This window comes from Aidingimonas lacisalsi (genome assembly GCF_008079445.1).
GTDB lineage: Bacteria > Pseudomonadota > Gammaproteobacteria > Pseudomonadales > Halomonadaceae > Aidingimonas > Aidingimonas lacisalsi.
Genome location: NZ_VRYH01000005.1, coordinates 94,468 through 106,483 on the forward strand (window position 1 = coordinate 94,468; position 12,016 = coordinate 106,483).

The following is a 12,016-nucleotide window of genomic DNA, read 5'->3' on the forward strand; positions in this document are numbered from 1 at the left end:
GGGGTTGATCGAACTCGATGCCGCCCAAAGGTTCCAAGCAGGAAGCGGTACGATGTGCGGACAAGCTCGCGTTACTTTTTCGTCTTCACGGAGAGCGGTATGAACGCCAAGGGTATTCTCGATCAGTTGATGAAACAGGCCGACTCACCGCAAGCGGCTCGGGAGATGTACCTGGCCAGTGTCGCCATGATCGATGACGACAACTCCATGGAACGGGCCTGGCTGGACCAGTTGTCCTCCGCCCTGGGGCTCGACAGCCAAATGGCCCGAGAGCTGGAGCACCAGGTCGCCGAAAGCGCCGCCTGACAGCAAACAGCCCTCAACGACCGGCCGGGCAATGGCCGGTCAACTTACCTTGGTGAATCCTTCGTGACGGTCGAGCGTTTCGCCAGCCACCATGAAGATGCCATCGCCCTTGTAGTGTAGCGTGTCAGGATGCTTTGGCGTCGGGGCCACATGCGCCTTGACCACTTCGACGATGAAAAAGCCATACTCGTCGATCAACGCGTCATCGTACAGTCGGCACTCGAAATTGGCATGGCACTCCTCGATCAAAGGCGCGGACACCACACTGGCCTCGCCTTTCGTCAGTCCGAACTCGGCAAACTTGTCGATCGCATCGCCGGAACGGTTGCCGATACCCACGACCGTATCGGTCAATGTCGTCGTCGGTAGATTGATCACGCACTCCCGGCTCCGTTCGATCATGCGGTGACTATGATTGCCCGCCGAGATCATGCATCCCATCAACGCCGGAACGAACGCCATCACCGTATGCCAACCCAGCGTCATGATGTTGGTCTCCCCTTGCCATGCCGAGGACACCAGCACGACCGGCCCCGGTTCCAGATAACGCCGAACGTCGCTGACCGGAAAGTTCTGCTTTGGGTATTGAGCATTCATTGCGGAGGCTCCTTATGGTTCAGGATTCACGACAGCCAATCCTGTATGCATCACCTGCCTGCCCGCTGCCAGGCCCGCCTCCCCTCTCGGCCCAGACCGCGCGGCAATACGACACGCTCGGCACCGAGGTAGTCGAGGAAATCGCGCGCGGCACGCTGCAACGCCTCGATCAGCCCCTCGGGGAGCCGGGACCGGTCGATATCAGGCTCCCAGTGCCAGGCGAGAATGGTCAGCGTGCCTTGCTGGCAGCGGGCATCGAAACGGGCGATGAAACGATCGCCCCAGAGCACGGGTAACACATAGTAGCCCCAGCGACGCTGATCTTGCGGCTTGTAGACTTCCCACACGTAATCGAAACCGAACAGCCTGGCCACGGCACCGCGGTCCCACATCAGCGGATCCAGCGGGGCGAGAAAACGTACCTCATCACGTGCCGGATCGGACGACTCGGCGCCATTTTCGAGTGTCGCAAGCGCATCAGGCGAAGCCCAGTAGCGTTCACCCGCCACATCGAGTTCGATCAGTTCCCCTTCGGCCAGCGCCTTTGCGACGATACGATTGCGTTCGTCGCGCTTGCAGGGCAGGAACCAGACGGCAGCATCGGCAGTAGGCCGCAACAATCCGGCGGCCTGCACGCGACGGACGACCAAGCGTTGCAGGGCATCGTCCTCCGAGGCATCTCCCTGCATGGCACCTTCCGGCAATACGCGGTCAGGTAAATCGTAGGCATGACGCCCGTTCACGCGATGGTGAGTCATCAGCCGCCCCGAATCCCACAGCGCCTTGAGCAGGTGGCGTGAACGCTTGGGCCCATACCAGCTCCCTCGCAGTGCGGGATCGGACTGTTGATCGCCCAATTCGAGACTGGTGGCGGGACCGCGGTGTTCGACCTCATCGATCAACGCACGGGCCTCCGCAGACTCGATATCGACACCGCGATGGCGCCAGCGCTGAGCAAAGTGCCGGTGGAATGGCGCCTGGGCCCACCACGCTTCGGGCTGGATCAGACTGGCCTGTTTGTCCCAGCCATCGACCAGCATCCGTTGCTGATAGGCAGCACGCTGCCACTCACCCCACCGATATCCCGCTACCCGGGACTGCAGAACCAGGTCGGGATTGGTGCCGACCGGCGCCAGAGGATCGAACTGGATGGTGCCCAACCGCTGAATGATCGCTGCCAGCGATGCCGGCCGGAAGTGGTAGCGAACCAGCAGGCGTCGGGCATCGGCGCGAGTCAGTACGAGGCGTTGCTGAGCAGTCATCGGCACTCCTTGCGCATCACCATTGAGGCACGAGTAAAGGCCGCAGTATGGCGAGACTCTCGGGGCACCGACAAGTCGCACCTCCCCCATTGCCCACAAAAAAACTGGGGTGGGTCCGTGGACCCACCCCAGCTTCGACGGTTGGTTATCGGGTTTATTCGTCTTCCGGCAGCGCGTAGACGACGACCTGATCGCCGACCTGGTCTTTCAGGATCGAGTTGCCACCCGCGATGAAGGCAACGTATTCGCGGCCTTCATACTCGTAGACGGCAGGGTTCGAGACGGCAGGCGCTTCGGCCTGATCTTCCCACAGCTCTTCGCCGCTCTCGAGCGAATAAGCGCGCAGCTTGGCATCCATCGAGGCGCCGATGAAGACCAGGTTGCCCGCTGTCACCGCCGGCCCGCCGATGGTGGGCGACCCCCAGCTTTCGGGCATGAAGAAGCCGTACTGCTGCGAAGCCCCCACCGGGCGGCGCCACTTGACGTCACCCGTGGTCATGTCGAGCGCCACGAGCTCACCGAAGGGCGGTTCCCAGCACGGCATACCAAGCCAGTTCAGTGCCACTTCGAGGCGCATGCCGTAAGGCGCACCTTCCTGCGGGGCGAAGCCGCTTTCATTGCCCGAACCGCTGTCGGCTTTCTCATATGCATCGCGGTCGTAGAGCTTCACGTATTGCACGATATGCGAGGTGTTGACGATGGCCGTCTGGCTGACGGGGTCGAACGCCACACCGCCCCATTGCACGCCACCAGCGCTGTCGGGATAGGCCAGTGTGCCCTCGCCCTGGGTGGTGGGTGGGGTATACATGCCTTCGTACGACAGGTCGTCCCACAGCGCCGAGCACTGACCGAAACTGGCCGCGTCGGCTAGCCCCCATATCTCGGGCTTCTCGGACTGGTCGAGCAGCGGCGCGGGCTTGGTCGGGAACGGCTGTGTCTCTGCGTATACTTCGCCGTCGACGGAACCGTCGCCCTGCGGCACCGAACGTTCCTCGATCGGCCAGACGTCCTCGCCGGTCAGGCGGTTGACCACGAACAGGAAGCCCATCTTGGTGGCCTGAACCAGCGCGGGGATTTCCTCGCCATCGACAGTGATATCCATCAGCGTCGGCGCGGCGTTGATATCGTAGTCCCAGACGTCGTGGTGCACCCACTGACGCGACCAGACGACCTCGCCGGTGTCGACATCCAGCGCAGTGGTCGAGGTCGCCAGGGGCGCTTCCTCGGTGCGGTTGCCACCCCAGTAGTTGGGTGAGGGTGAGGAGACCGGCAGGTAGACGAGACCGTTTTCCTCGTCGGCGGACATGTGCGTCCACACGTTGGCGGTACCGCTTTTCTCGCGCATCGCCTCGGGCAGCGCGTCGAAGGTCCACTCGCGCTCGCCGGTGCGGGCATCGATGGAGAACACGGTGCCGGGAGGCGCTTGCTCGAACGCCCAATCCTTGCCGGCCCAGCCGAGAACAAGGTGATCACCCACCACGGTCGGCGGCTGCAACAGCGACAGTGGCCACTTGTTGTTGGTGTCGTTCCATTGATTGACGTCGAGCACGCCGTTATCAGCGAAGCTTTCGCATTTCTCGCCGGTATCGGCATCGACGGCGAATAGCTGTGCGTCCATCGTGCCGAGATAAACGATCTTCTGGCAGGACTCACCCTCGACCGGATCATCGGCCTCCCAGTAGGCGACGCCGCGGCTTTTCAGCGCAGGCTGGGTCATCGCCTCGAGCGTGGACTCGGTGTCGAAGCTCCATTTTTCCTCGCCGGTAGCGGGATCGAGCGCAAGAATACGGTAGAACGGCGTGCCGATATACAGCGTATCGTTGGCAAATACCGGTGTCGCCGACCAGACGGTGGGCGGCAGATCGCCCGAACCATCGGAAACGTCGCCGGTATGAATCTCCCAGGCCTTTTCCAGATCGCCGACGTTGTCTGCGTCGATCTGGTCGAGGGGGCTGTATTTCTGTGCGTTGAGCTGGCCGTGGAAACTGTCCCAGGTTGGTGTGCCGGGAACCAGCGGGACCGCTTCATCCCGGGCCTGATCTTCCGCCGCTCCACTTTCCTGTCCATTCGAAGCGTCTTGCGCGGAGGACTGATCCTGCGCCAGCAGCGCCGTGGGCGTCAATAACAGCGCCAGCGCCGCGCTCGAACCGAAGCGCCGTGCGGTGGATCGATGTGTCGGCATGAATCAGCTCCTTATGAATGGGCAGGACGGGCAGTACGAGTCGCAAGGGCCATGTCGAGAATCAGACCGATCAGGCCGACGACCATGGCCACGCAGATCCACCACTGGTGCAGGAGGAATCCTGCGAAGAAGGTACCGGCGAGACCCAGCAAGATCAGCACGCGCCAGGCGTTGCGCGCGGCGTTCCCTTTCAGGGCAGGCAAGATGAGCGCCATGATGGCCAAAGCAATGGTGGCCAGAATGGCGACAAGCGCGCCGAGTGTACCTGTCACCCCGGTAAGCGGGGTGAAATACGCATAGAGCGCGATGGCAGCCCCGACGAGCGAGGCCACCAGAAGGACGATGGCGCCCAATCTTGGCGAACGAGATCGTGGCATGGCGTAGTTGTCTCCTTCCTTGTAGGACAGAACGGATCACCCGGCACGTCATTTCCGCCATTGGCTGACATCGCGCCAGGCACGAGGATCCAGGCGAAATGGATGTACCGCAAGCTAAGCCTTTAGTCGTAGCTCTCATGACTATTCTAGTAAAGGCATAAGAGAATAGCGATATTAACGCTGTAATGATTTTCAGACTAACCAAATGGATTTCGGCTAGCCCCGAGGCGGGAACAAAAAAACGGCGGCCAACCGGCCGCCGGGAGCACAAATGTCATAGCGCCTGACCCAAGACAGCAAGACCGGGATCAGTCAGATAGCGAATCCCAGGCCAAGGGCATCGGCGTCCATGGCCATCAGCGACTCGGCCCCCGCCTGCATCGCCTGAGCATGAGCGCGTGTGCGGGGCAACAGCCGCTGATAATAGAAACGTGCGGTATCGAGCTTGGCGCGGTAGAAGGCATCCTCGTCCCCGCCGAGCGCTTCATGTGCCTGTCTGGCGGCACGTGCCCACAGGTATGCCAGAGCCACGTAGCCCGAATACATCAGGTAGTCGACACTCGCCGCCCCCACGTCTTCACGATCGTTCATCGCCTTCATGCCGATGCCCATGGTCAGCTCGCCCCACTCGGCATTGAGCCTGGATAGTGGCTCGATGAACTCCTCGAGAGCCGTATTGTCCGCTTCTGCCTGGCAGAACTTGTGAATCTCCTTGGTGAAGATCCTGAGCGTCTCGCCCTGGTTCATCAACACTTTACGGCCCAGCAGGTCGAGTGCCTGAATGCCGGTCGTGCCCTCATAGAGGCGAGTGATGCGGGCATCCCGCACTCGTTGCTCCATGCCCCATTCCTGAATGTAGCCATGGCCGCCGAACACCTGGACGCCTTCATTGGTCGCTTCGAAGCCCACTTCGGTCAGAAACGCCTTGACGATCGGTGTCAGCAAGCCCAACAGACTTTCGGCCCGTTCACGCTCGTCGGCATCCTGGCCGTGTTCGACCACATCGACCATGCGGGCGGTATACATCACCAGCATGCGCCCCCCTTCGGCGAAGGCCTTCTGAGTCAACAGCATGCGACGAACATCCGGGTGCGCGATAATCGGGTCAGCCGGCTTGTCGGGCGTCTTGGCACCCGACAATGCCCGCATCTGCAAGCGATCCCGCGCATAGGCAAGCGCATCCTGAAAACTCGCTTCCATGAGCCCCAACCCCTGAATGCCGACCCCGATACGTGCCACATTCATCATGGTGAACATGCATGCCAGGCCCTTGTGTGGTTCGCCCACGAGGAACCCTTCGGCATCATCGAAATTCATGACACAGGTCGAATTGCCATGAATTCCCATCTTGTGTTCCAGGGAACCGCAGAGGACCCCGTTGCGTTCGCCGGGACTGCCCGCCGCGTCCGGCAGGAATTTCGGCACCACGAACAGGGAAATGCCCTTGGAGCCCTCCGGCGCATCAGGTAGTTTGGCCAGCACCAGATGGACGATGTTCTCGGCCAGATCGTGCTCGCCGGCAGAGATGAAAATCTTGGTGCCGCTGATCGCATAGGCACCGTCGTCGGTGGGGACGGCACGCGTCTTGATCAGGCCCAGATCGGTCCCGCAGTGCGGTTCGGTCAAGCACATGGTGCCGGTCCACTCACCCTCGACCAGCCTGCTCAGGTAGGTCGCCTTCTGTGCATCGCTACCATGATGACGCAAGGCGTCGGCGGCACCTTGTGAGAGGCCGGGATACATTCCCCATGCCAGATTGGTGGCGCAGATCATCTCGGAAAGTGCCATACCCAGCGAGTGTGGCAACCCCTGCCCACCGAATTCCGGCTCGGCGGAGAGCCCCGGCCATCCGCCATCAACGTACTGTCGATACGCCGCCTTGAAGCCCCTGGGGGTCTTGACCTCGCCACCTTCCAGCAGACACCCCTCCCTGTCACCACTCTGGTTGAGCGGTAACAGCACCTCACGGGTAAAACGTGCACCTTCCTCCAGGATCGCATTGACGATATCCGGCGTCGCCTCATCGCCACCCGGCAATCGGGCGTAATGACAGGGAAAAGCGAACATTTCGTCCATGACAAAACGCAAATCGCGAAGGGGGGCCTGATAGTCGGGCATTTCGAACACTCCTGGAATCATCGGCGAGGCAGTGGGGCCAAACCACACTCAAACACATGTTTGAAATTAGGGCCTCACCCTTAAGTAGTCAAGCGTTCGTTTGAGAAAGAAGACGAAATCGATCATCTCGGAGGCTGTCGGGTCTTCGACAACCCCTAGCCTATATCCCGCTTCGGGCAGGATCGAAGGCATCAACGCATCCGGCAGGGTGGAACCTTTCCCGGCACCATGCATTATCAGTGTACGCAATCGCACATACACCTCACTCTCCCTCGGTGCATCATGAACCACCCGCGAACGTCCAGGCACGTCCCACCGAGGCCGCAGACCACGGCATGGCGTACTGGATCCGACAGGAGCCCGCAGATGGAAACCTCAGGGCAGAAACATGACCTCACCAGCGAACCACGCGCCCTCATGCGTGCCTTGGGAGACTACCGCACGCCACGCATCGCCCGCAGCGTCGTCGAACTGCTGGTCACGCTGATTCCTTTCGCCTTCCTCTGGACCCTCTGCTGGGCGGCACTGGGCGCCGGCCACTGGCTCGGCCTGGTGCTCACCCTGCCCGCCGCCGGCTTTCTCGTGCGCCTGTTCATGATCCAGCATGACTGCAGCCATGGCGCCTTCTTCCCCTCAAAGCGCGCCAATGACTGGGTCGGACGGGCGATCGGCGTGCTGACCCTGACCCCCTTCGACTTCTGGCGCCATACCCACAGGCACCATCATGCCCATTCCGGCAATCTCGACCGCCCGCGTATCGGTGGCATCGACACCCTGACGGTCGAGGAGTTTAGCGCCCTGCCTCGCAACGAGAGGCTGCGTTACCGCCTCTATCGTCATCCCCTCGTCCTCTTCGCTCTCGGCCCTGCGTACCTATTCCTGCTAGACAATCGATTGCCGGTAGGCTTCATGCGCGCAGGCTGGATGCCTTGGCTGAGCACAATGACGACCAATGTGGCCATCCTGGTCCTCGTCGCCGCCATGATGTGGCTGGTGGGTATCGGCCCCTTCCTGCTCGTGCAACTGCCGATCACACTGCTCGCCGGAACGATCGGTGTCTGGCTCTTCTATGTCCAGCACCAGTTCGAGGACACCTTCTGGGAGCACGACCCTGACTGGACCTTCCAGGAGGCGGCGCTGCACGGTAGCTCACACTATGACCTGCCCGGCATCTTGCGTTGGTTTACCGCGAACATCGGGGTGCACCATGTCCATCACCTATGCAGCCGTATTCCCTTTTACCGCCTGCCCGATGTGCTGCGCGATTATCCCGAACTGCGTGGTATCGGCCGCCTCACCCTATGGCAGAGCCTCGCATCGGTGCGGCTGGTCCTGTGGGACGAAGAGAAGCACCGCCTGGTGAGCTTCAGGGAGGCAAGTGACTGATCTGTCGGGAGTCCCTCATCAGCGAAGGCTGGCCCTTCCGTGGACTCGTGGCTGCCCTATGATCATGCCAAGCAGCTAGGTGGCACGACGCGAGGCGCACCGTCTGACAGGGGTGAGGGGTGGCCCCGCACCCGGGAATAACGCCCAACAGGGCAGGAAGCGGCACAAGATGTCATCGTGGAGGGCGAAAGCGTCTCTCCTTACTGCATCCTGATGCCGCCATCAAGGCGGATCACCTCGCCATTGAGCATCGGGTTGGTGATGATCTGTTCGGCCAGTTGTGCGTATTCGGACGGTTTTCCAAGACGTTTGGGGAAGGGAACGGCGGAGGAAAGCGCGGCGACAGCCTCGTCGGGCAGGTCACTCATCATCGGGGTCTCGAAAATCCCGGGAGCGATGCACATGACACGGATCCCATGGCGGGCCAATTCCCGCGCCAGCGGCAGCGTCATACCGGCGACCCCGGCCTTGGACGCACTGTAGGCGGCCTGCCCGACCTGACCATCGAATGCCGCGATCGACGCCGTGGTGACGATCACGCCACGTTCGCCCTCGTCGTTCGGGGTATTATCGGTCATGGCGGCGGCTGCCAGGCGGAGTACATTGAAGGTGCCGATCAGATTGACATGGATCGTCCGAGCATAGGCAGCGAGATCGGCGGGCTGCCCTTCGCGATCGACCAGTTTGGCCACGCTGACGATACCGGCACAGTGGATCACGCCATGCAGTTCGTTCGCTTCACCGGCCATCACGGCCTTGTCCACGGCCGCCTGCATATCCTCTTCGCGGGTGACATCCCCCTGCACCGCCAGAGCCGCATCCCCCAGTCGTCGGGCATGATCGTCTATGCGCTCATCGAGATCGCACAGCACCACCTGCGCACCGCCGGCCACCAGGCGTTCAGCGGTAGCGGCACCCAGGCCCGAGGCAGCCCCGGTGATCAGAAAGGTATTGTTCCGGATATGCATCGTCGTTGCCCTCACCCGTCACGACATTGATCCTATTTACACAAGCGTTTGCATGATTATGCTTGAAAAAACCATCGCCCCCATGCGGGGTCAACGAGAGTATAGACTCTCCGGAGATTCGAGATGTCACGTGATGACGTAGTGATTCTTGCCGCAGCCCGCACCCCGATGGGCAGTCTGCAAGGCAGCCTGTCGAGCCTGACGGCCCCTGCCCTGGCTGCTGTGGCGATTCGCGCCGCGCTTACGCGAGCCAACCTCCCTGCCGATGCGATCGACGAAGGCTTTCTGGGGTGTGTGCTACCCGCCGGTGTCAAGCAGGGACCGGCGCGTCAAGCGATGCGCCAGGCCGGCATCCCGGATGCCAGCGGCGCCACGACCATCAACAAGCTCTGCGGCTCGGGCATGAAAACCGCGATGCTGGCCCACGACCTGATCCGTGCCGGTAGTGGCGACATCATGCTGGCCGGGGGCATGGAGTCGATGTCGAATGCCCCTCACCTGCTCCTCAGGGCACGTACGGGTTACCGATTGGGGCATGGCGAGTTGAAGGACCACATGTTCCACGATGGCCTCGAGGATGCCGATACCGGTCAGTTGATGGGCCAGTTCGCCCAGCAGGTTGCCGACGAACGCGGCTACTCGCGCGAGCGTATGGACGACTTCGCCATTGCCTCACTGGAACGTGCCATGGCAGCACACAATGCCGGCCATCTGAGTGGCGAAATGGCAGCGGTCACCGTGACCACCCGACAGGGAGAACACAGCGTCGATCATGATGAACAGCCCTTCCAGGCCAGACTCGACAAGGTCCGCCAGCTCAAGCCGGTCTTCGCCGGAGACGGCACCATCACGGCTGCCAACGCCAGTTCGATTTCCGATGGTGCCTCGGCCCTGCTCGTCGCCAGTCAGACAGCCGCCGACGCCCACGGCATTCGACCGATCGCACGACTGCTGGGTCATGCCACGCGTTCGCGGCATCCCAGCGAGTTCACCATTGCCCCGGTCGGCGCCATCGGCCGGTTGATGGACAACCTCGGCTGGCAAGTGGATGACGTCGACCTGTTCGAAATCAACGAGGCATTCGCCGTGGTCACCCTACTGGCAATGGACGGCCTGAACCTCCCCCACGACAAGGTCAATATCTTCGGTGGTGCCTGCGCCCAGGGCCACCCGGTCGGTTCGACGGGCTCGCGCATCATCGCCACCCTGATCAACGCCTTGCGGGTCACCGGCGGAAAACGCGGTATTGCCGGGCTTTGCATCGGTGGTGGCGAGGCAACGGCTATCGCCGTGGAGCTTGAGGACTAGCCAGGCACTGTCAGATCGATACCCGCCAGTTCGCCGCTACCGATCCGTTCCAGCGTCAAACTACCGCTTGATGACATGCGACCTCCCTGTCATGTCACCTTTCCAGGTAACGATGATGACTCATTTGATCGTCCCGACCAGTGCTCTCACGCCGGCAAAGGTCGCGACACCAAGCCCGGTCATCAGCAACGATCCTCCGACGTGCAGGCCGATTCCCAGCAATGCCGCTCCCCATCGCCCCGCCTGCAGGTTGGCGAACATTTCGGCGGAAAAGGTGGAAAACGTCGTCAGTGCCCCCAGGAAACCGGTCACCAGAAACAGCCGCCACTCCGGCGATAACTGAGGCAGATAGGCAACCGCGGTCAACGCCAGGCCGATCAGCCAGGCCCCCAACCAATTGGCAATCAGCGTTCCGGGCGGGATAGCGGGAAACAAGGCATTGAGCCATAGACTGAGCCCCCAACGCAGGTTGGCGCCCAACACGGCGCCGGTGCTGATGGCCAGTATCGAAAGTCCCATGATCGTGTCGTCCTCGTGTCGATGGATGGGAAACACGCAGCGGACGCACACTGGTGCCTGCACACGCACCCGGAGCGCGCTGCGCAGGCATCATCAATCACGAACGTGATGGTTCGGCGCTTGGGCCGGGAGGCATGCCATCTCCCGCTCGACGTTTTATCATTCACCCTGACTACCTTCAAGTCGTTCACCATTGGCTGGGTACGAGTCGCCTTGTTTATATACGTCCATGCATATATGCTTTTAGCCATATATTCCTGCCAGGAAGCGCTCATGAACGATATCCCGAATCTGGACGACCACCTGTTTCGCATCCCGGATGCCAATACGTTGTTCGGGGCCCGGCCGTCACAACACCCGCCTCGCATCCTGTTGCTCTACGGATCGCTGCGGCAACGTGCCTTCAGCCGTCTGGCAGTGGAAGAAGCTGCGCGGTTACTGACCGCCATGGGTGCCGACACTCGGATATTCGACCCCAAGGGGTTGCCACTGCCCGACAGCGAGGACGCGTTGCATCCGAAGGTTCAGGAACTCCGCGAACTGGCCACCTGGGCCGAAGGCATGGTCTGGTGCTCTCCGGAACGCCATGGTTCGATGACCGGTATCATGAAAGCCCAGATCGACTGGATTCCGCTCACGCTGGGAGGCGTCCGCCCGACCCAGGGCAAGACACTCGCGGTCATGCAGGTCTGTGGCGGTTCGCAGTCGTTCAATACGGTCAATCAGTTGCGCGTGCTGGGCCGCTGGATGCGCATGTTGACCATTCCCAACCAGTCATCGGTACCCAAGGCGTTCCTGGAGTTCGATGATAACGATCGCATGAAGGCCTCGCCCTTCTATGACCGCATCGTCGATGTCATGGAAGAGTTGATGAAATTCACGCTGCTGGTCCGCGATCGCAGCGACTATCTAACCGACCGTTATTCCGAACGCAGGGAAAGCGCCGAAGACGTCTCGCAGCGAGTCAATCAACGCGCGATGTAGTTGGCGTCC

General features: G+C 61.5%; 12 protein-coding genes and 1 riboswitch. Of the genes, 4 read left to right on the forward strand and 8 right to left on the reverse strand.

Features of this window, described 5'->3' with window-relative positions:
• Positions 1–99: 99 nt before the first annotated feature.
• The gene (locus FVV99_RS11825; protein ID WP_148254289.1) at positions 100–306 is read left to right on the forward strand and encodes a DUF533 domain-containing protein; all 207 of its coding nucleotides are present in this window, start codon (positions 100–102) and stop codon (positions 304–306) included.
• 39 nt (positions 307–345) lie between these two features.
• Here the strand turns inward: FVV99_RS11825 and FVV99_RS11830 are convergent, their stop codons facing one another.
• From FVV99_RS11830 to FVV99_RS11855, 6 genes are all read right to left on the reverse strand, one after another.
• Positions 346–903: a flavin reductase family protein gene (locus FVV99_RS11830; RefSeq protein ID WP_148254290.1), complete on the reverse strand. Its 558-nt coding sequence runs from the start codon at positions 901–903 to the stop codon at positions 346–348.
• Positions 904–953: 50 nt separating this feature from the next.
• Positions 954–2,165: a DNA glycosylase AlkZ-like family protein gene (locus tag FVV99_RS11835; RefSeq protein WP_161598996.1), complete on the reverse strand. Its 1,212-nt coding sequence runs from the start codon at positions 2,163–2,165 to the stop codon at positions 954–956.
• 154 nt (positions 2,166–2,319) lie between these two features.
• Positions 2,320–4,347, reverse strand: coding sequence for a pyrroloquinoline quinone-dependent dehydrogenase (locus FVV99_RS11840; RefSeq protein WP_148254292.1), 2,028 nt, complete (start codon positions 4,345–4,347; stop codon positions 2,320–2,322).
• Between the two features lie 11 nt (positions 4,348–4,358).
• A complete protein-coding gene (locus FVV99_RS11845; protein ID WP_148254293.1) occupies positions 4,359–4,724 on the reverse strand; it encodes a hypothetical protein in 366 nt (121 codons plus the stop codon).
• Positions 4,725–5,036: 312 nt separating this feature from the next.
• Positions 5,037–6,842 (reverse strand): acyl-CoA dehydrogenase C-terminal domain-containing protein, encoded by a 1,806-nt coding sequence (locus FVV99_RS11850; RefSeq protein ID WP_148254294.1) that lies wholly within the window; start codon positions 6,840–6,842, stop codon positions 5,037–5,039.
• 66 nt (positions 6,843–6,908) lie between these two features.
• Positions 6,909–7,091 (reverse strand): hypothetical protein, encoded by a 183-nt coding sequence (locus tag FVV99_RS11855; RefSeq protein WP_148254295.1) that lies wholly within the window; start codon positions 7,089–7,091, stop codon positions 6,909–6,911.
• A gap of 117 nt (positions 7,092–7,208) precedes the next feature.
• On the opposite strand from FVV99_RS11855, the gene FVV99_RS11860 reads away from it, so the two are divergent.
• A complete protein-coding gene (locus tag FVV99_RS11860) occupies positions 7,209–8,228 on the forward strand; it encodes a fatty acid desaturase (RefSeq protein WP_148254296.1) in 1,020 nt (339 codons plus the stop codon).
• Positions 8,229–8,428: 200 nt separating this feature from the next.
• On the opposite strand, the gene FVV99_RS11865 is transcribed toward FVV99_RS11860, so the two are convergent.
• The gene (locus tag FVV99_RS11865) at positions 8,429–9,196 is read right to left on the reverse strand and encodes an SDR family NAD(P)-dependent oxidoreductase (RefSeq protein ID WP_148254297.1); all 768 of its coding nucleotides are present in this window, start codon (positions 9,194–9,196) and stop codon (positions 8,429–8,431) included.
• A 123-nt stretch (positions 9,197–9,319) separates the two neighbouring features.
• Between FVV99_RS11865 and FVV99_RS11870 the strand changes: the two genes are divergently transcribed.
• Positions 9,320–10,504 carry an acetyl-CoA C-acyltransferase gene (locus FVV99_RS11870; RefSeq protein WP_148254298.1) on the forward strand — a complete coding sequence of 395 codons (1,185 nt, stop codon included), beginning with the start codon at positions 9,320–9,322 and terminating at the stop codon, positions 10,502–10,504.
• 120 nt (positions 10,505–10,624) lie between these two features.
• Here the strand turns inward: FVV99_RS11870 and crcB are convergent, their stop codons facing one another.
• The gene (gene crcB, locus FVV99_RS11875; RefSeq protein WP_148254299.1) at positions 10,625–11,023 is read right to left on the reverse strand and encodes a fluoride efflux transporter CrcB; all 399 of its coding nucleotides are present in this window, start codon (positions 11,021–11,023) and stop codon (positions 10,625–10,627) included.
• A 77-nt stretch (positions 11,024–11,100) separates the two neighbouring features.
• A riboswitch (Fluoride riboswitch) is annotated at positions 11,101–11,177 on the reverse strand.
• A gap of 119 nt (positions 11,178–11,296) precedes the next feature.
• Between crcB and arsH the strand changes: the two genes are divergently transcribed.
• Complete coding sequence (gene arsH, locus FVV99_RS11880) at positions 11,297–12,007, forward strand: arsenical resistance protein ArsH (protein ID WP_148254300.1); 711 nt, start codon at positions 11,297–11,299, stop codon at positions 12,005–12,007.
• Positions 12,008–12,016 lie beyond the last annotated feature (9 nt).